We start from the raw sequence: 20091 nt of genomic DNA, 5'->3' as shown, positions 1-20091 counted from the left end.
TCGCTTCCGCTTGGACTAATCTTTGCAAGGATTTTAACAGATAAGACGTTTCGGTATTGTACCTGACTTGATTCGTGCTTGTAACAAAGACCGTAATAAATGTGATTGGTGAAATTGTGAAAAGGATATCTGATATTTTCTTTTGCCCGGTGATTTTGACCTTACAGGCATTGACTGGGAACCGATTGGAAATATGAATGATATGCAGAATCATGTACTGCCGTATTTGCAGAGTTTTTGCAGTCTGGAAGAAAAAGGTGTGAAGGAGAGACGAGAACAGCAGGTGGCAGAGAAAAATGAGAGCAGAGAAGCTGTGCCAAGAGCTGGCCTTGAAGCAAATACAGCAGTATTTGTTCTATGAGCTTCCATCATTATCCGGATCCACAGGCATTTTTTGACAGTGTGAAAAGATGTCTTCGCCCAAATGGAATCTTGACACTGATATTATGATGATGAATTAATTAATTGCCATGTTTGTCATAGACAAATGTGGCAATTTGCTTTATATGGTCAGTTTTTCGTGTATACTGAAAATAACCAGTGGTACAAAGAAAGGAGGGCACCAGAATGGCTCGGATCATTTTTTTTATTTTTGCGGTTATGTGCTGCATTACGACAGGAAGCAAAACTTCTCAAGGCTTACCAGAAGAAAAAGGCACTCTCACCGGAGCTTACCTTTATGAGGTGCCTGGCAGCAGCCAGATGAAGGATATGCAAAAGGTGCTGCCCTCCGAAATAGAATTCAAAAAGGACACGGAAGGACTGTTAACGGTGACGAAATTTACTTCCCCGGATGAAATCAAGACAGCTGTAAATGCCTTTCTTCAGATCCGGGTTGGAGACAGGACAGACATTTTTGTAACGGATCAATATAATGCCATTTCCTTTTTCTTTCCGGATAATACAACAGTGTCCTTCCAATTGAACGGCAGAAGCCTGGAATGGAGGAACGAGGGCAAAACAGAGCTTTATGACTTGGAGAATGCAGAGCTTTTCTGGGAGGAGGCAGGTTTAAGGTGACATTTCAGGAACAGTTGAATTTATATATAGAAGAACTTTCCTGCAGCGGCAGGGAGCTTGCCCAAAACAGCGGTATTTCCGAAACCATTCTCAGCCGATACCGAAAGGGTGAACGTCTTCCCGGGGCAGACAGTGATTATCTGAAAAAGCTTGCAGCAGGAATTGCCCTGACTGCAGAGCAAAAAGGAAAGAAAAAGGATCAGGAAAGTGTTTTAGAGGTCCTTTTGGCAGCCTTGAAGCAGGAAGAAAAATCAGAAATCTTTTATTATCAAAAGTTTGATATACTTCTTCGGGAACTGGAAATCAATGTATCCAAAATGGCATCTGCCCTGCACTATGATCCGTCCTATATTTCCAAAATCCGAACAGGAAAAAGAACACCATCAGATGTCTGGGGGTTCGCAGAAAATGTATGCGGATATATTGTAAGGAATTTCTCCGGCCAGGAGGAGCTAAACAAAATCGTGGCACTGACAGGCTGTGACAATGAGACACTGATGCATCCGGAGAATTCCTTTATCCTTTTGCGGAATTGGCTTTGCTCGGGAAAATTTGAGACAATGGATTACATATCCGGCTTTTTGCAGAAAATGGACGAATTTAACCTGGATGATTACATACGAGCAATTCATTTTGACAGCTTTAAAGTACCTAAGGTTCCTTTCCAGCTTCCGGTTTCCAGACAATACTATGGACTGAAGGAAATGCGGGAGGGAGAGCTGGATTTTCTGAAGCACACAGTATTATCTAAATCCATGGAGCCTCTGCATCTGTGTTGTGATATGCCGGTGGAGGACATGGCACAGGATCAGGAATTTGCCAAGAAATATATGTTCGGTCTTGCCATGGTGCTGAAAAAAGGTCTTCATATTCACATTATCCATGATGTGGAGCGTCCTATGAAGGATATGATGCTGGGGCTGGAGAACTGGATTCCCCTTTACATGACCGGACAGATTTCCCCCTATTATCTGAAAGGGATTCAGAACAAGGTATATTCCCATCTGCATTATACCTCCGGGCAGGCGGCTATGACAGGGGACTGTATTAGCGGACATCATGATACGGCTCATTATTATCTTACCAGCCGCAAGGAGGAGGTGGAGATCTGCAGAAAAAACACGAAATATCTTCTGAAAAAGGCTCATCCTCTTATGGAAATCTACAGAGAAGAAAAGCGTGCCGCACTTTTTGATTTTCTGGAAAAGGATAGCCACGAAGAAGGGCAGCGCAGACGGATTCTGGCGGCGCCGCCGCTGTTTGTCATCCCGCAGGAGGTTTTGAAGCAGATTCTTGCAGAAAATGGAATCAGCAGGCAGGAATGCGCTGGAATCCTTAAGGCACATGCAAGGGAACAAAGGCGAATAGAGAGCATACTGACTCACAGCCAGGTTATTGATGAGCTGTCCCAGGTTACCAAGGCAGAATATGAGAAATACCCGGCAGTGCTTCCTGTGGCAGAGTGCTTTCTTGAGAAGGATATTCTGCTTACCTACCAGGAATACAGAACCTGCGTAGAGGCAGCCATGGCATACGCAGATGTCCACAAAAATTATCAGTTTTCCCTTATAAAGGTCAAAGGCTTTCACAATATTCAGATTACCTGCAGGATGGAAAAATGGTGTATGGTTTCCAAAAACAAAACACCCTCCATCCACTTTGTGATCCACCATCCAAAGCTTCGATATGCACTGGAAAATATGATACTCCCAATCCGTGATTCATAAACTAAAAAATGAAGGAGGCGTTTGGAAATGAAAAAATCATTGAGAAAAATAATTGCTGCCATATGTATGGGTACAATGCTTCTGTCATGTACTGCTTATGGCGCAGACAGCTCCCAGAATCTGATGGCATACACGGACAATGTGCTGTCAGATGGCTCCCTGATCTATTATTTTGAAGAGGTTGCAGTTACGCTTCCGGCTGACTGGCAGGGAAAAATCCAGATCGAGACAACCGATAATTCTGCCACCTTTTATCACAAGGCAAGCCATGAGAAATGGCAGGAAAAATATGGGCAGGAGGGTGGAAAGCTGTTTACCTTATCCTGTACTGTCAATCACGATTTTCAAGAGCTTCCGGACTTTACCTATATTGGCTTTAGTGATCAGTCTGTAATGAACTATTTTATGATTTTCCCAACAGACTTCCAGGCATATACAGATGATTCGGCAATTGCAGCAGAATTTCAGCAGATGAATACGGAAATTGATTTTGTAAAGCAGCATGCCTATATGCTAAGCGAAGGCGACAACAACACAGTATCGGCTGCTGAGCCAGCGGCAATACCGACTACGGCACCGGTAGCTGTGCCGAATACGGAAGAGTACACAGGCAGCTGGGTGCAGATAATGGATGAATTTGAAATCTGTCTTCTGCCAGACTGGGAAGAGGTAGAGCTGGATGAGGAAGATAAGGCAGAGGGTGCTTACTATGCTGCAAAATGTGTTGACCAGGATGCAGTGTTGATCGTAATGGCTATGGATCTTACAGAGGGCTACACCCAGGAGGAGATTGAAGCGGAGCTTGCTGAAGGTAATTTTGACTCCATGCTGGAGGTTGCCGAAGAAGCGTTAAAGCAGCAGGGCTATACCATAGAAAAAACAGAGGTAATTCATGATATTCCATGTACCTTCTTTTCCTATGAGGACGCTTACGGAATTGTATTTATGGATCAAGGTGATTCTGTAATGGATGTCCTTTATTTCTCTGGAGAGGATATGGAAAACAATGATGGAGTGCAGTCTATTTTGCATTCTGTGAGATGGGTAGGCTAAAGAGGGCGCTGCCGAAGCTTATGCTGACGCTTCTGGCAGCCTGCATAAGCCTGAAGCCAACAGAAGTCAGGGCAGAGGAATCCTTGTTGGAGGCCTGGGAAAGGCAGAATCAGGCTGCCACAGGGGAAAATCACAACAATGTACCACAGCTTAAGGAAGAGGATATCCTTCGGATGAATCAGGGAAATGCGGATTTTCTGTATAACGATGAAGGGTATGTGACCTTTTCGAGAGGCAAATTTTACGAGGATAAGGTAACAGACACGGAAAAAGGAGTGGAATCCCTAATGGGGATTGCAGAGCTTCTTGGGCTTTCCTGGGGATCGGAATTTTTTGCAGTATATGGAGAGCAGGATGAATACACTACACCTACCTGACCTATAAGCAGCGTTACGGCGATCTGACTCTGGAAAATGCAGTGCTGAAAATCATTCTGGATCCACAGGGCTATACAGCAGGACTTGTAAGCTCCTTTACCCCAAATGTGGGAATGGCCCCGGAGGAAGAAAACTCTATTACAGCTAAGGAAGCAGAACAGATTGTACGAAACCGGTATCCGGGAAATAAAGTACAGCTTTATACAAAATATACCAGAAAAACCTCTGTGACAATACATGGAATTGCGTATCACGCATGGGCTGTTTTTACTACACCACCTGCAGGGGCAGCTGATAATGGCGGAAAAGGCTATCTGGAGCATCTGGTGGGATATGAAGGCAGCTACCTGACTTATATGGCTGTAAGCTCTCCTGAGGAGGCTGTGCCTGGGGACAATGTGCAGATGGAAATGGCTTTGTCCTATTTTGAGGGACTGTCCGCAGATACCTATACAGGTGAGGTTACGCTCCATGATGGAACTAAGAAAACCATCACGGTTCCTGTTGCCAGAAATGATGCAAGCGGAACCTATTATCTGGCAGATGTAAATAGACATATTTTTCTGGCTGACTATTATTCCTATAATTTCCAGAATCAGTTCGTGCCCTGGACCTCTGATGATAATACCTGCTGGCCGGAGCATTACCTGATGGCCTATGAAAACTACATAAAGGTTTATGATTTTTATAAAAGTTACGGTCTGGAGTCTGTGGATGGCTTTGGAAGCCCGCTTCTGATTCTCACAGATTACTGCGACTTCCAGAAGCAGCCGATAAACAATGCCGTTTATCTTGGAATGTGTGAAGGCTGGGTGGTGTTTTCCGCAAGTGCAGCCAATCACTTCGGTGAGTGCGTAGATGTGGCAGCTCATGAATTTACCCACGGCATCACCGCTTATATTACAGGGGGAAACCTGTATGAGAATGCATACGGTGCCGTGAATGAGGGAATCAGTGATGTGTGCGGAAACCTTTGTGAAATGCTGCTTGGAGAAACTTCAGATTCTGCATGGTTCATGGGAGAAAACAGCGGAATGCCGGTGCGGTGCTTAAGTGATCCCTGGCAGTACGGCCAGCCAGCCGCTCTCTATGACAGATATTATTACCCGGAAACAGATTCGCCGAGTATAGATAATGATTATGGTGGTGTACATATTAACTGTTCCCTGATCGGATATGTGGGGTATCAGCTTTGCGCCCAGGGAATGTCAAAGGATCAGGCCTTTGGGCTGTGGATGGGAATGCTGCGGCTGATGACTCCAAAATCCGGCTACCAGGAGGTACGGGAGGCTCTGAAATTTTCCGCACAGATTCATGGAATGGGAGAAGGCTGGCAAAATAAAATTGACGAGGTATGCAGGCAAGCGGGATATTAAAATCAGAAAAAAGTGAGGGATGGCTATGGATAGAAAAAAAGCAAATGCAATTTTTAAGGGAAGCCTGATTGCTATGACAGTGCTGCTTTGGGAGGGCAGTGGTATCTGCAGAAATCCGTATCCTGTATGGGCAGCTGATGAGAGCTCCCAATACGGACAGTATGGAACCTTTGACATGGGAAATTCAGAAGCGGCCGGGAAAATCGGTACTGATATCGGAGACGCCTCCCCTTCTCTTGGAGAAAAGTTTTCCGGCCTTGAAAAGGGAAAAGGATTAAACGGATTAAACGGATTTTCCGGAAATATCCCTTCTGTTACAGATGGCACAAATACACAAAGCTCACAGGCAACCAAAAATAAAGGAGAGCAGAGGGTATATAAGTGTACGGAAATTACAGATCCCTCTACCGGACTTAAGGTGGCAAGGGGCTATGCACCATCCGACTACACAGTAAGCGGAGAAACCATTTGGTGCGGACAATGGCAGAGCCTTAACTATGCAGCCCAGGTTTATCTTACTGCAATGAGTCCGGATCAGAATACAATCATGGGATATTATTCTCCCGTTGGCTATGAGCAGATACTGGAATATTCCCAAAACGGCACAGACTATAGCTGGCACCAGGATGGCTCCTTTGACAGCACGACCATGATGCCTATGCTTCAGTTTATGACAGCGGATACTTACTGTGATTATATGGCAAAGGCCATCCTTCCGGGGCAGCAGCTCCAGATAGCCGGGCAGGATGAAATTTCCCAGGAGGAACAGGCAATACTGGACCAGAAGGCGAATACGAATTATCAGGAAACCTGCCAGATGCTTTCCCAGCTGAATACAGGAATTACCTACAATGTAGATGGTGCTTACTGTGGTGTAGCCAAGCGAACCTATAGCGTAAGCCTTAACGGCTATCCTTTTAAGCTGTATGTAATAAGCCTTGTTGAGGCAACTCAGCTTACCCAGACAGGCGAATTTGCGTACGTGGGCGGCTCCTTTAAATCAAGCTGCATTGCCTGGGATTCACCGGCTACATTCTTCATGCTCACCCCGGAGGAAGAATATGAAGCCAATAAGGAAATATATGAGCAGTTTGTAACCAACACAACTGTCAGTGATCAGTTTATAGATGCGCTTGGCAAGGTACAGTACCAGCTTACCCAGGAAAGGCTTCAGCAAAACGGTGGCAGCATGTCAGCAATCACCGGCGATTGTCAAAGCAGCATGAGTTCTTCTATGGGTTCAGATTCCTCTTATATGGCAGATCAGTTTTCTGATTATATCCTGGGTCAGAATGACTACACCTTATCTAACGGTGACCATGTAAAGGTTCCCAATTCTTACGATTATGTATATGAGGGAACTGACGGGAATGTTTATGTAAGCGGCAGCAGCTTTGATCAGCCAGCTGGCTCTACCCAGCTGTACCCTAATTAGAGCTTGTAAATAAAGGCTTGTACGGAAAATAAATGCGAAAGGAAGGTTAGCCTATGAAAGGAAAAAGACGAATCCCCCCAATTTTAGTATCAGCCCTTCTTACTGCCGGAATGCTTTTTTGCAACGGCACTTCAGTGCAGGCAGAATTAAATTTCGGAGAGCTTGGAAGCGAAAATAACCAGATCGCAGCTCCGGCTGCAGGAATCACTGCTTCACCAGAGGCAGTCGCTTTGGATGACCTGGGAATTTCCATTGTACCTGGCAGCTATATCTCTATAGAGCAGACAGACGGCTTTGTGTATGTTTACACCCAGGAATCGGGCACGATCCCCTATGTGATCGTAGGCTACTATAACATTACTGCAGAGGATTTCACAAATCAGTTTACACAGTATATGGCACAGGAGTATTCAGACTTACAGGTAACTTCCCAGGAAAGCATGATAACCTTAAATGACAGAGAATTTTCTGGTATTGTATATTCCTATAATGTAGGTGGCTACGTGGTGCAGGACACAAGACTGTTTTTTGCTGAAAATGGAAACACCTATATGTTTGGTGCAAAGGAGATACCAGAGCTATCTTATTATGTGGGAAGTACGTTGGAGGAAACAGCAGGAAGCTTTGCCTATCTTGCTGGTGGAGACAGTGACTACACAAAGCATGTAGATGGCACCCGTTCTGTAACCTCAGATGCAGCTGCCTCAGACCCTATAGAAGATATTGAAAGCACTGTAAGTGATGTATTAGGGCAGGGAGGAGCAGGAAACGACCAGTCTTTTGGCGGTACAGTGGGAAATATAGGCGGTGTTTCCTCAAGCGTGGAAGATGGACAGACAGATACGGGAAATACAGACAGCTCTCAAATGGGAAGTATCACATTTTCTCAGGAAAATGTCAGCTTCGCCGGAACCTGGGTTTCTTTTGAGGATGGGTTTAAGCTGTATCTGCCAAATGACTGGGATGTGTATGAGCTATCTGATGAGCAGACCAAACAGGGAGTGCTCTTCGCAGCAGGTGACACCTCCGGAGTCCAGAACCCGCCTGGAATTTCTGTGGTATGGGCCTACAGTGACGGTGCGCAGTCCCTTGAGGAGCTAGCAGCAGACCTTACTAAGGGCGGTTATCAGGTGGATGATCTTGTCTCCATCAATGGAATTCCATGTATTTCCTACCGGGTTGAAGAAAGTGACTACAGTGCGATTATGTTTTTCCATCCAACCAACAAGCAGTATCTGTTCTGCGTGACCGGAGCCGGATATGCTTCCAACACAGATATGATTTGCCACATTCTGACTTCCTTAAGTTTTATCTGATGACACAAAGCAAAGGCCAGATGGCGGAAATGCTTTTTCAGGCAGTCCATTGGGTTACTGGCGTTTCCGATATTCCCTGGGACTGCAGCCCTTTACCTTGGCAAAAACCTTGAAATAATAATTGGAATCGGAAAATCCGGCTTTTTCAGCAGCTGCGCTGATGGTTTTTCCCTTACAAAGATCCTCCAGGCTTCTCTCAATACGGTATTTTAATACTGCCGAAGCAGACCTTATAGAAATAATCATCGTAAGACTTGGCGGAGAAAATCAAGATCAAAAAGGACTCGTTGATTTTTTATATGGATTGTTTTCTGGTAATCAGGAAAAAGTATTATCATATATTCCGGACTCTGATAAACCGGTCCGACAAAAGGAGGTGGCTGATATGTTAAGTATGATTTCCTATGCCGAAGAAAATGGTATAAAAAAAGGCGAAAAAAGAGGCGAAAAAAAGGGTGAAAACCGTTTAGGAACACTTATGAATATTCTTCTGAAGAACAAACGTTATTCGGATGCAAAGAAGGCCTCTGAGGATGAAGAGTATCGTGAGGAGCTTTATAAAGAATATAAATTATAAGCATATTAAGAAGTACATCGGTAGAAATTATATGCACTGTAAAAAATAATAAAATATAAAAAGGCAGGTCTTTTTTAGGCTTGCCTTTTATAAATGGAAACTCAAGAGATTATGCAATTTCTGCAACAACTTGGACAAAATGAAACTGCATGTGTTCAAGCATTTCAACGTTGTCATTATGAATATCAGGATATCGGCTTTGCACATTATGCTGGGATAAAGGGAGACAATTAGAATAAAAGAGCCATTGATTTTACTGTTGAAGGAAACATTGCAGATATAACGATGTTAAAAAATATAAAATCGAAATTAAAATCTGCAGTTGAAAAAGCAATCAAACCAGCTGAATCAGCTAAGCATATAAGGCCGAAATACTATATATTAAAACGATAATGTTATAAAAATCAAAACAAATTTTTGTATGTAATATACAAAATATCAATTCCTTTTAAAATTTAATTGACATTTCTAATAATAAGTGGTATTACTAAAGCATAGTTGATGCAAGCGCTTTCATAAAGGAAGCGCATATATTAAATCGCATTATGCAACCGCTTGCATAATGCGTGAATGGAAGGAGGTTTTCACAAGAAAATTATTTTTTTACCATGGAATGCAACCGCTTGCATAATATCTGATATAAGGTTATAATAATGACACCAACAACACGGATAATGTAAAGAATCCTATAAAAATCAGAAAAAAATCTTATATCAGGGAGGATGTATATGGGGGCAACGTTAAATGATATCGCAAAAAAAGTGGGAGTTTCTCAATCTACTGTATCAAGAGTGATCAATGGAACTGCACCAATTTCAGATGAGATGAAAAATAAAGTTTATAAAGCAATGAAAGAGCTTAATTATCATCCAAACAGCCTTGCACGAAACCTTGCGAAAGGAAAGTCCCTTACGATCGGGCTAGTGGTAGATGCAGATAATGAAAATGCATTTGCCAATACCTTTTTCACGCGAAGTGTTTATGCAATGGAAAAAGTAGCACAGAGAAATGGATACAGTCTTCTGATCACAAATGATGTGGAAGAAAAAAGTTCTCCTGCATGCGAGCTCATTTTTGGACACAGAGTTGATGGATTAATTTTGACTGCGTCAGACTTGAACCAGAATATTTTATCAGCCCTGAGAAATGAAAACATTCCATGGGTGGTAATGGGAGAAACATCAGAGAAAAATGGAACCATGAACTGGGTAGATATGGATAATCTTCAGGGAGGCGTAAAAGCAGTCGAGCATTTACTTAAATGCGGTTATCGAAAAATTGCTTATGTTGCAGATGATCTGGAAGCCATGTTTACCAAACGAAGGATCCAGGGTTATGAGAAAGCTCTGGAGGGAAAAAATACCTGTATTATTTTTAAGGAAAAGAATGAAGAAGAATTGGAAAGAAAAATTATAGAGTCAACAGAACATAAACATGTAGATGCATTTTTATGCTCCAACAATATAATTGCCTTTCAGGTTCTGCAGGCATTGAAAAAACTTGGAAAGCAGGTACCCACAGAAATTGGAGTTGTAACTTTTGATAATTATCCCTTTGCAGAATATATGGATCCGCCGCTCACTGTAGTGGATATCGATACTTACAAGCTTGGGGAAATGGCAGCAGAGGTTTTGATAAATAAGATAAAAGATCAAAACTTTATACAAAGAGAGAACCTAATTTCAACTGAGTTGATTCCTAGGTTGTCTACTCGAAAGGTATAATAGAGTGAGGATATCAAAACCAATGCAGAATTGGAGAAAAAATGAATATACCGGCAGTACAACATCACGCAGGCTATCCGGATGTGTATCTTGCCAGCAGAAAGAAATTGGTGGTGACGATACATGCCGCTGCAGGCGATATTAGAACCTGCGAATTGCTGATTTTTTCAAGAACTTCACCAGAGAAGATCAGCAGTTACCTTATGCAGCGTGTTACTAGAGATGGTGTGAGAGATCATTTTACAGCAGAAGTGATTACAGAAGATACGTTAAGGTATTTGAAATATTACTTTAGATTAACTGACACCGCAGGAAAGATTTATTTCCAGAATGCATGGGAAACCAGTGAAAACGAACCAGAAGATGGATTTTATGAATTCCTCTATGCGAATGAAACTAATGTTTTAAAAGTTCCTGAATGGGCAAAAGGAGTTATTTATTATCAGATTTTCCCGGAACGCTTTGCTAATGGGGATTCTTCTAATGATCCTTCTGGCTGTCAGGAATGGGGAACATCCCCTAACAGAGAGAATTATATGGGAGGCGATCTCTCCGGAATTCTGAAAAATCTGGAATACCTGAATTCTCTTGGAGTGGAATGCCTGTATCTGAATCCCATATTCAAAGGGGTTTTAATCACAAATATGCTACAACGGATTATTTGGAGATTGATCCTTCTTTCGGAACAAAGGAAACATTTCAGGAACTGGTTGAAACCTGTCATAAATATGGGATAAAAATCGTTCTTGATGGGGTATTCAATCACTGTGGCATACATTTCGCTCCCTTTCAGGACATACTTGAAAAACAGGAATTATCCTGGTATTGTGACTGGTTTTATATCAGAAAATTTCCTGTAGAAGTATCGGAAACAGATGCAGTTTATGAGTGTGTCGGGGACTATGGATATATGCCAAAACTGAATACGGCAAATCCGGAAGTACAGGCCTATATTTACAATGTGATGGTCTTCTGGCTGAACGAGTATCATATTGATGGATGGCGCTTAGATGTCGCAGATGAAATCGATCCCTCTTTGTGGACAAGAATCAGATATCGGATTAAGTCAGCGTATCCGGATTGTCTCCTTTTGGGAGAAACATGGGGAGACGGATTTTCCTTGCTGGATGAAAAATCCGTAGACAGTATCATGAATTATGTATTCCGGGATAGTGTGAGGGATTTTCTTGCCAGGGGCAGCATTGATGCAAAAATGTTTAACCACAGAATTTGCCAGATGCGTTCCCATTATCCGGAAGAAATCAGGCAGGCGCTTTTCCAGCCGTTGGACAGTCATGATACGGAACGATTTTTATGGAATTGCAGCGGTGATATTCGCCGTTTGAAACTGGCCGCTTTGTTCCAGATGTGTTTCCCAGGGGCTCCAAGCATCTATTACGGTGATGAAATTGGCTTAAATGGTGACAATGATCCCGATTGCAGAAGATGCATGGAATGGAACCCCGCAAAACAGAATGCAGATGTATTATCTTTTTACAAAAAAATAATCCGTATCCGAAAAAAGAATCCATGTTTAAGAACAGGAAACATTGTACCACTTGTATGTGAAAAGATGACATACGGGTATTTATGCCAGTCAGACAACCAACAAATTTATGTACTCATTAATGTGGCAGAAGAAGCAACTGAAGTGCGGCTTCCCGTTCTTAAGATTGCAGAGTACAAAGATTTATTGACAGGAAAAAGTTATCAGGCAGAAAAGCTGGTAAACGCAGGATATTTTAATGAAGACATGATTTCCTGCCAGGGAACTTTAAAGTTATCATTGAGAGCATTTGAAGGCATCATTTTAAAAACAGGAGGAATGAAAAATGAGAAAAAGCAGTAAGTTATTTACCATTTTATCAGCAGCAATGTGTGTAACAGCATTAGGTGCAGCACCCTGTTATGCAGAAGAGGTTACCATCAATTTCTGGCATCATTACAGCGAACAGTCTGCCGAAAATGAGACATTGAATGATGTTTTGATCCCTGAGTTTGAAAAAGAAAATCCTGACATTAAGGTAAATGCAGTTTCCCATGAATGGTCAGACCTTCATGAAAAAATCCTGATAAGTGCCAAATCCGAAACCCTTCCAGATGTAGCACGACTCGACAGTGCCTGGGTACCTGAATTTGAAAAAATGGGAATTTTAGTACCTCTGAACCAGGAGATGGGTGATTATCAGGAGGTAGCGGACGGTCTTCTGGAAAGTGCGATGAGTACCGCTCAGATTGGACAGGATACTTACGGACTTGCGTTAAATACAAATACGAAAATACTGTTTTACAATGTAAAGGCCTTCAAAGATGCCGGACTTTCTGCGCCGACTACTATGGATGAATTTATAGAGGACTGCAAGAAGCTGGCGGGCGAAAATGAAAATGGCCAGCAGATCTGGGGCTATGATGAACCAGCATTAGCAGGATGGAATTTATGTCCGTTTATCTGGAGCATGGGTGGTTCCATAACCAATGAGGATCAGACCAAGGCTACCGGATACTTAAACAGCGCTGAAACCGTAAATGCAATCCAGACACTTGCGGATCTGTATAAAGAAGGTGCGATCACTGGATGGAATAGTGGAGATATCCCAATGACGGATGGTTTTGGAACTGGAAGATATGCCATGATCATGGATGGTCCGTGGAAAATCTCTGAAATGGAAGGCTCATATCCAGATTTTGAATACGCAACAGCTCCAATGCCAGAAGGCGAGGGCGGTTCCCATTCTGTTCTTGGCGGCGAGGATATTTCCATGTTTAATACGGCAAACAAAGATGCTGCATGGAAATTCATGAAATTTATGACTGGTGAGTTTGCGCAGGAAGAAATGGCAAAATGCAGCCAGATTCCGGTAAATAAAGCTACTCTCGAAAGCGATACCGTAAAAAATGCTGATTTTGCACCATTTATCGAGGCTATTAAATCCGCAGAATCCAGACCTACCGTATCCTGCTGGTCTGAAATCGACAGCGAACTGGCAACTGCTGTAAGCGCTGTTATGAATGATGAAAAGAGCGCACAGGACGCCATGGATGAACTGGCAGAAAAAGTAGACGCTTTATTAGCAGAAGAATAATAGAACAGATTCTTAAGTTAACGGGAGGGATTGTATGAAAACAAAGAAAAGCCAAAATATCCAGATTGGATTTCTTCTCCTTCCAGGTATTTTGATTTTTGGATTCTTTACCATTTATCCAATCGTAAAATTATTAATCACAAGCTTTTTCAAATGGGATTTTGGCTCTATGTTTGATCAGGAATTCATCGGATTTGCCAATTATAAAGAGGTTTTAACGGATCCATATTTTCATCTGGCATTTTCGAATTCCATTGTGTATACATTGGTAACAGTACCAGCACAAATGATACTTGGACTTCTGATCGCAATGCTCATAAACAATATTAATAAATTTTCCATTAGTTATCGAGTAGCATATTACCTTCCCGTTATTACTTCATGGGTAATTGCATCCTTAGTGTTCAAGTATGTTTTTAACACGGAAGGATTGCTGAACTATTTTCTTACCAAAGTAATACATCTGACCAGTGGAAACATCCATTGGCTGGACAGTCGGTGGGGCGGCATGAGCGTTGCAATGCTTTTGGGAACCTGGAAGGGAATCGGCTGGAATATGGTAGTCTTTTTAGCTGCTTTACAGACTGTTCCAAGGGACTTATATGAGTCTGCATCATTAGATGGTGCCGGAACCATTGCCAAATTTATCTATGTAACAATTCCTTCCATAAAAGGAACGATCCTGTTTGCACTGGTAATGCTCACCATTGGTGGATTTAATGTGTTTACATCGATTAAAATGATCACAGATGGAAATCCAGGACATAAAACAGAAAGTGTGCTGACCTGGATGTATTATAAGGCATTTAGTACAGGTGAATTTTGTTATTCCGCAGCACTTTCCTTTATTATTGCGGTGGTATTAGGAATATTGGCAGTTGTTCAATTCCGGATGATGGATCACAGTAAACTGGATTAGGGGGTGGGGAACTTGAAGATTTCCAAAAAAGCTGTTTATAAAGGAATCACATACATAATCCTCACTCTCGGTCTTATCATTGTTGTTCTTCCAATGATCTATATGCTGAGTACTGCATTGAAGCCAAATGGTGCATTATATGAATATCCTCCCAGATTTTTTCCAAAAATAAAAGAAATTACCTTGGAAAATTTCCAGTATATTCTGCACCAAAAGAAGTTCGGAAACAATTTTATCAATAGTATTTTTGTTTCCACTGTGACGGTAGCAATAGCAGCGATTGTTGCGGCAGCAATGGCATTCTGTATTGCGAGGTTTAAATTTCCGGGACGTAAGTTTTTATTCACGTTTATCATGCTGACCATGATCATACCTGGGACTACTTTGATTGTTCCCCAGTATGAGTTAGCGGTCAAACTAAAGGTGATCAATAAATTAAGCGGGTTGATTCCGTTTTATGTTGCATGGGTTATTCCCTATTCTACTTTCATGATAAAAGGGTTTGTAGAGAACATTCCCAGGGAGTTGGATGAAGCAACCTATATAGATGGTGGAAGTGTATTTACTGTTTTTTTCCGAATCATTCTTCCATTAACGAAACCAGGAATTGCTTCTGTATCTATTTTTAATTTCCTTACTGCATGGGAAGAATTTCCGTGGGCCAATACAGTCATTAATGACGATCTGAAAAGAACATTGCCCATCGCTATTTCCGGATTTTTCGGACAGCATCAGTTTACACAGTGGGGATATGTTTTTGCACTCTCTGTACTGAGCTTAATTCCAATACTTGTAGTTTTTATTTCCTGTCAGAGATTCTTTATTGAAGGATTAACGGCAGGAAGTGTAAAAGGTTAAATAAGTAAGCATAGAAGAATCGGGTAGAAAGCGATTAACAGCTGGCTTTCTGCTCGATTTTTTATTCTCCATAAAAGAGATTCTTAATGGTAAGGAATATTTTATCAAGTTAATCTATGATATACTGGACTCACCCATAAAGAATATTGAATCATCATGTTAAAATAAGGTCATTGTAATCGTAGCAGAAACAAATGCTGTGGACTACAAGCTAATTAGCATCTGTCAGAAAGGTGATATTATCGTATCACAAGATTATAAGGCAGCTGCAATGGCTCTCGGCAAAGGTGTTTACGTTATTCATCAATCCGGCAAATGGTATACAAATGAAAATAGCGACCATATGCTTATGGAACGTCATATGCCCCCCATAAGGTATTATCTTTTATATTTTTTAGTTCTTTTTATTATTGTTTAAACAGAAGAAACGTTTGACGAAATTTTTGCTCTGTTGTATGATTGTTATACAAATATTACTCTAATGTCAGAAACGGATGAAAAATACCATAAGGAACTTTATAAAGAATATAAATTATAAGGATCTTTGGCAATGCAGTGATAAAAATTATATGCACTGAAATAAATAAGAAAAGTATTGATGAAAATTAATTAGAACAGCGATAACATGATCAAAAACTCTATAGTTGAGCGTTATAGTAATCGCCTTAAATAACCAACACTGTATTTAACATTAATCAAAGAATTTTACTTTTATAGTAGAAATTATTTTAATTCACAGAATATAATAAAAAAGGAATTCAATTTATGGAATTTAGTTTAACTGGAACTCCAGAGATAGCCCCAAAACTTTATTGGCATAATAGTGCAAATGTTCTTTGCAACTATATGAAAAAGCCAGAATTTTTAGAAATAATTCTAAAAAATCAAGCAATTATCCCTCGTTATGTGATTGAACCATTAGACTACTGGAATATCGAAGGACTAAAAAGAATTGCTTTTCCAATGACTTGCTTTTGTGATATTCCGTTCTCTAAAGTTGGAAATCATATGACTTTATACGGAAGATACGGAATTGCTTTAGACAAACAACAAATCATTAATAAATTCAAAGTACAGCCAATTCATTATATGAATCCTCAATCACCTCTTTCTGATGACTTTAAAGAAGCTTTTACACATTATTTTAGATCTGATAAACGAGTACACGATGAGGATAAGATTTTACTAAATTATCTTCTAAGCACACTAATGTATATGAAACCAATTTCAAGCCCTGAAAAAATAGGTGGCGATATTAAACCTTATATTTTTCAAGATGAATGTGAATGGCGTTATATCCCTACCACAAATTTTCCAAAATCAATTCCACTTTTAATAAAAGAAGACCAAATAAGTGAAAAGGGCAAAAATGCGTATTCTGATGTTCTTGTTAGACATCCAGAAACCTGGATTAAATTCGAATGGAGAGATGTAAAATACATAATTGTACCAGATGAGCCTGCATTAAATCAAATTATTGATGTAATAAAAGAATTGAAATTAGAAGAATCTATAAAATATTTGTTAATTTCAAAGATTGAAATTAGTAGTAGATTTTCGGAGGATCTGACATGATAGCTGACTTTTATGATACATTTGAGGAAACGCCTGACAAAGGAAGCGATATTCCACAAGAAGTTTTAGACATATTATCTAAAGAACTTCCTTCTACATTTATGTACTATCGCAATGAAAATGGAGACTATGTTGCTGGTCCAAGACCTGATAATACACCCGAAACAATATTGTTGAAAGTAGATCTCGATTCCCAATTTATAGAAGATAATTTAAAAGGCATACCTAAAGAAAAATGGGCAGAATATTTATATCGAATGCAATTATGTGCTCCCATAAAAAATGCAAAAATAGGAGATAACGAAAACCAAATGCCCATCGAAAAAACATTTGGAAATCCATTTAAAGAAATAGACGAAATAAAGAATGGATTTATGTCCCCACAGCCATTTCCTCCAGCTCAAAAAATAGTATTTGAAACTATTGAAGGAGATATATTGACAATTAGCATTAGAAGACAGCCGCATCCAAACTTTGACGAGGAAGTATATGCTAATATTGATTGGCCATCTATACAGATACGAATTATTTTAACGGAGACCAATAAAAAGGAAGCCAAAGCAACATTTTCAATCACCCCTCAAAAAGCTAATACAGTTTCTGATGCATTATCAACTATTCATTTTATAAATGGTCTTTCAAATGGAACAATCAAAATTAATGGAAAAACACTAATCAATCCACTTGTTAGCCAAAATAAACTTGACGCTGAACAATTAAAAAATGCTGAAGAATTCTGGTCAACTGCCCAAAAATTAGAAGATATCCTTGGTGTATCATTTATTCCTAGTGCTGAAATGCCAATGGAAGATGTAATATTTTTTGCCCAATTGAAAACTTGTCTAATAGATAATAAGTCAATTGGTTGGGAACACCCATTTGACCACTTTCATATTGGAGAAATTAAAATAAAAGATCCCAAATTAGAAGATTCCATTGAAAAAGAAAACGTCAATTATGAATTCATAGAAGGTCCTATCCATGCAACATTACTTGGCGCAAAATTTGATTTGTATAGTGATACCAAATTAATAAATATGGTAATAACCAACATAGTATGGGATAATGATAATAAAAATTCTGGTGAGGTATATGTTTCTGATCCAATCGGTAGTAAATGGCGATTATACCGAAAATATATGACGACTCGTGCAAGCTAATCGTCTAACAGTTTCCTGCTTTCCCACTTGGTTGCTATTTCTTAACTGTCAGATTGTCAATCGAGGTAGGCTTCCTTACTTTGACTGACAATCCAGCAGTTAAATAGTGTAATTAAACAAATAATTGCAAAACTTTAGACAATCCACTTACCGATCTTTATTTTTTTCAATTATTCTTATATATGTTCCAGCTTCTCCTGCTGCCTATAATACTCATCTATATACACCATCAAAGCCCGCTCAATAGCCAGGGTTTTAGTCTGACCAGAATCCTCGCAATATTGAGTTAATCGATCGTATACATTTTTTTCTATTCTCAGCGACAATGGATAGTTATCTTTTTTGGGTCTAGGCATTTGAATCATCCTTTCTCTTCGTAGTCAGCTTTGCGTTCTTCAATATATTTTTTCAATTCTACATGAAAACGGATTCTGGCTTTGAATTCTACACAATTGTAATATTTCTTCAAGCGTTCAATATCAACAGATTGTTTTAACCTTTCGAACTTTAATGGGTCAACTTCACCAGAAGTATATTCTCTATATAGGTCAAAAAGTCTATCTGGGTTGAGTCCAACCTGGTCTGCATAATTCTTGATCTTTTCACGTTGGATCCGTTCCATATATTCCTGGATGTAATCCATGAATTTTTTTCCTTTTTTGACAATCAGAATTCCATTCTCAATATCTGATAATACTATTTTTGCGTATCTTTGCTGTATTTCAGTTAACATACCGAGATTCTTTTTGATTTCCTTAATGGCAGCAGACTTTAATTCATCATAGTCATCGGAATCTTCCACGTCTTCCATTGTTATGATCCTAAATTGTGCCTCCAGGTATTCTGCATCAATTTTTTCCATTTCCATTGTTGAGATATTGGTATTCAAATTAAAGCCTGGTTTTTGGGTCCGTTTTCCACCACCACCTTGATTGGAAGGAAGATCGTTGCATCGCATAATCAAAATCTTGTAGGTATAGACGATATTATTTGGATTATTAATCGGCAGGGATAGTCACTTTCCCTTTATATTCCTGCAGGTTTTACATAAGAAGATGGATTTCGGTCAGCAAAGGCAGCTCCCACAATGCCTTTTGGATATCCGCTTCTGCAAGTTGTAGTAAGTAATTGCTTCCCATTAAAATCATGAGATCGTGGTACCGCAGGCAAAGGATAAAAGATTTAAACTGTCACTGGGCGTTGAGGAAGAGTAGGTGAGTAATATGAGATACGAAGATTCGATGAAAGGTGTAGCTGATCAGATAATCAAAGAACAGCAGCGAGTCAGTAAAATTAAAAACAATCCAGAAGAGTTCCATTGGCATGACGAATATGCAACGTTGAATTTCTTTCGGTTTATCTGCAAAAATATCGGTAACTTGAGAAATGGAGAAATTGAAAAAATGGTCACACGTTTAAAGAACATAGATCAGAAAGCAGTGGAAAACCATGTGAATGGTGCTGTTTGGGCATTTGATTATGATAAGATGTTCTGTGTATTGATGGAAAATGAAATTTGCCGAAAGGTGTGTGAAAAGAATAAATATAACAATTGGATGAATCTGATTGGACAGTATTGTGTTTCAAGGACTTAAAGACGAAGAAAGTTGTTGGAGAGAAATAATTTCCAGCAACTCTGTCTTTAATGAATAGAGTTCATTTTTTTATTCAACTATTCCCATAATATATACAATATGTAAATGTGCAATTCAAATATCAGTTTATGCTAAGTGCAAAAATAATAATAATTACTATTATTGACAAAAGAATAATTATCATGTATAATACAGATATACAAGAAACAAAGTGTTAGAAAAATTGCTAGGAACTTGGTAACAAAAATAAATCGACATTGAAAAGGGAAAATGACTATGAAAAAATATGAATGTGA

22 protein-coding genes and 1 pseudogene are annotated in these 20091 nt (G+C 39.9%); 20 read left to right on the top strand and 3 right to left on the bottom strand.

All coding sequences use genetic code 11. From position 1 onward, the window contains the following. Window positions 1–142: 142 nt before the first annotated feature. From PGQ38_RS17700 to PGQ38_RS17660, 9 genes are all read left to right on the top strand, one after another. Window positions 143–361 carry a hypothetical protein gene (locus PGQ38_RS17700; RefSeq protein WP_204452341.1) on the top strand — a complete coding sequence of 73 codons (219 nt, stop codon included), beginning with the start codon at window positions 143–145 and terminating at the stop codon, window positions 359–361. Beyond that, window positions 358–450 (top strand): methyltransferase domain-containing protein, encoded by a 93-nt coding sequence (locus tag PGQ38_RS20220; protein WP_334286178.1) that lies wholly within the window; start codon window positions 358–360, stop codon window positions 448–450. Before PGQ38_RS17700 ends, PGQ38_RS20220 begins: the two co-directional genes overlap by 4 nt. Window positions 451–567: 117 nt before the next feature. After that, window positions 568–1020 (top strand): hypothetical protein, encoded by a 453-nt coding sequence (locus tag PGQ38_RS17690; protein ID WP_204452157.1) that lies wholly within the window; start codon window positions 568–570, stop codon window positions 1018–1020. Continuing rightward, on the top strand, window positions 1017–2747 hold the full coding sequence (locus tag PGQ38_RS17685) for a hypothetical protein (RefSeq protein ID WP_204452155.1): 1731 nt from the start codon (window positions 1017–1019) through the stop codon (window positions 2745–2747). The genes PGQ38_RS17690 and PGQ38_RS17685 overlap by 4 nt, the downstream gene beginning before the upstream one ends. 27 nt (window positions 2748–2774) lie before the next feature. Next, window positions 2775–3800 carry a hypothetical protein gene (locus PGQ38_RS17680; protein ID WP_204452153.1) on the top strand — a complete coding sequence of 342 codons (1026 nt, stop codon included), beginning with the start codon at window positions 2775–2777 and terminating at the stop codon, window positions 3798–3800. Beyond that, window positions 3788–4177 carry a hypothetical protein gene (locus tag PGQ38_RS17675; protein WP_270432905.1) on the top strand — a complete coding sequence of 130 codons (390 nt, stop codon included), beginning with the start codon at window positions 3788–3790 and terminating at the stop codon, window positions 4175–4177. Before PGQ38_RS17680 ends, PGQ38_RS17675 begins: the two co-directional genes overlap by 13 nt. Before the next feature lie 41 nt (window positions 4178–4218). Next, window positions 4219–5553 carry a M4 family metallopeptidase gene (locus PGQ38_RS17670; protein WP_270432902.1) on the top strand — a complete coding sequence of 445 codons (1335 nt, stop codon included), beginning with the start codon at window positions 4219–4221 and terminating at the stop codon, window positions 5551–5553. A gap of 25 nt (window positions 5554–5578) precedes the next feature. Continuing rightward, entirely contained in the window at window positions 5579–6988 is a 1410-nt protein-coding gene (locus PGQ38_RS17665) for a hypothetical protein (RefSeq protein ID WP_204452149.1), read from the top strand. 53 nt (window positions 6989–7041) lie between these two features. Then, on the top strand, window positions 7042–8304 hold the full coding sequence (locus tag PGQ38_RS17660) for a hypothetical protein (RefSeq protein ID WP_270432898.1): 1263 nt from the start codon (window positions 7042–7044) through the stop codon (window positions 8302–8304). 54 nt (window positions 8305–8358) lie between these two features. Here PGQ38_RS17660 and PGQ38_RS17655 read toward each other — a convergent pair whose 3' ends face one another. Then, window positions 8359–8550, bottom strand: a complete 192-nt coding sequence (locus tag PGQ38_RS17655) for a helix-turn-helix domain-containing protein (protein WP_204452145.1) — start codon at window positions 8548–8550, stop codon at window positions 8359–8361. Between the two features lie 139 nt (window positions 8551–8689). On the opposite strand from PGQ38_RS17655, the gene PGQ38_RS17650 reads away from it, so the two are divergent. The 10 genes and pseudogenes from PGQ38_RS17650 (at window position 8690) to PGQ38_RS17605 (ending at window position 18200) form a co-directional block, all read left to right on the top strand. Beyond that, window positions 8690–8881 carry a hypothetical protein gene (locus PGQ38_RS17650; RefSeq protein WP_204452144.1) on the top strand — a complete coding sequence of 64 codons (192 nt, stop codon included), beginning with the start codon at window positions 8690–8692 and terminating at the stop codon, window positions 8879–8881. 728 nt (window positions 8882–9609) lie between these two features. Then, window positions 9610–10605 (top strand): LacI family DNA-binding transcriptional regulator, encoded by a 996-nt coding sequence (locus PGQ38_RS17645; protein ID WP_204452142.1) that lies wholly within the window; start codon window positions 9610–9612, stop codon window positions 10603–10605. 41 nt (window positions 10606–10646) lie between these two features. Further along, a complete protein-coding gene (locus PGQ38_RS17640) occupies window positions 10647–11342 on the top strand; it encodes an alpha amylase N-terminal ig-like domain-containing protein (protein WP_270432895.1) in 696 nt (231 codons plus the stop codon). Beyond that, window positions 11267–12454: a glycoside hydrolase family 13 protein gene (locus PGQ38_RS17635; RefSeq protein ID WP_270432891.1), complete on the top strand. Its 1188-nt coding sequence runs from the start codon at window positions 11267–11269 to the stop codon at window positions 12452–12454. Before PGQ38_RS17640 ends, PGQ38_RS17635 begins: the two co-directional genes overlap by 76 nt. Beyond that, complete coding sequence (locus PGQ38_RS17630; RefSeq protein ID WP_204452138.1) at window positions 12438–13688, top strand: extracellular solute-binding protein; 1251 nt, start codon at window positions 12438–12440, stop codon at window positions 13686–13688. The genes PGQ38_RS17635 and PGQ38_RS17630 overlap by 17 nt, the downstream gene beginning before the upstream one ends. 34 nt (window positions 13689–13722) lie before the next feature. Further along, a complete protein-coding gene (locus PGQ38_RS17625) occupies window positions 13723–14607 on the top strand; it encodes a carbohydrate ABC transporter permease (protein WP_270432888.1) in 885 nt (294 codons plus the stop codon). Between the two features lie 12 nt (window positions 14608–14619). Further along, complete coding sequence (locus PGQ38_RS17620; protein ID WP_195478316.1) at window positions 14620–15465, top strand: carbohydrate ABC transporter permease; 846 nt, start codon at window positions 14620–14622, stop codon at window positions 15463–15465. Window positions 15466–15628: 163 nt separating this feature from the next. Beyond that, window positions 15629–15829, top strand: a pseudogene (locus PGQ38_RS17615) (DUF188 domain-containing protein); the annotation flags it as partial. Window positions 15830–16230: 401 nt separating this feature from the next. Next, on the top strand, window positions 16231–17040 hold the full coding sequence (locus PGQ38_RS17610) for an abortive infection system antitoxin AbiGi family protein (RefSeq protein ID WP_204452135.1): 810 nt from the start codon (window positions 16231–16233) through the stop codon (window positions 17038–17040). Continuing rightward, window positions 17037–18200, top strand: coding sequence for an abortive infection system toxin AbiGii family protein (locus PGQ38_RS17605; RefSeq protein ID WP_204452133.1), 1164 nt, complete (start codon window positions 17037–17039; stop codon window positions 18198–18200). The genes PGQ38_RS17610 and PGQ38_RS17605 overlap by 4 nt, the downstream gene beginning before the upstream one ends. A 176-nt stretch (window positions 18201–18376) precedes the next feature. Here PGQ38_RS17605 and PGQ38_RS17600 read toward each other — a convergent pair whose 3' ends face one another. Both PGQ38_RS17600 and PGQ38_RS17595 read right to left on the bottom strand, forming a co-directional pair. Further along, entirely contained in the window at window positions 18377–18556 is a 180-nt protein-coding gene (locus PGQ38_RS17600) for a hypothetical protein (RefSeq protein ID WP_204452131.1), read from the bottom strand. A 5-nt stretch (window positions 18557–18561) separates the two neighbouring features. Further along, window positions 18562–19089, bottom strand: a complete 528-nt coding sequence (locus tag PGQ38_RS17595; protein WP_204452129.1) for a hypothetical protein — start codon at window positions 19087–19089, stop codon at window positions 18562–18564. Between the two features lie 334 nt (window positions 19090–19423). Here PGQ38_RS17595 and PGQ38_RS17590 point away from each other — a divergent pair, with 334 nt between their 5' ends. Then, window positions 19424–19795 carry a hypothetical protein gene (locus PGQ38_RS17590; RefSeq protein WP_204452127.1) on the top strand — a complete coding sequence of 124 codons (372 nt, stop codon included), beginning with the start codon at window positions 19424–19426 and terminating at the stop codon, window positions 19793–19795. Window positions 19796–20091: the final 296 nt, after the last annotated feature.

The sequence above is a fragment of the Blautia faecis genome, assembly GCF_027662325.1.
GTDB classification, from domain to species: Bacteria; Bacillota; Clostridia; order Lachnospirales; family Lachnospiraceae; genus Blautia_A; species Blautia_A faecis.
This window is presented reverse-complemented; position numbering and strand designations above follow the sequence as displayed.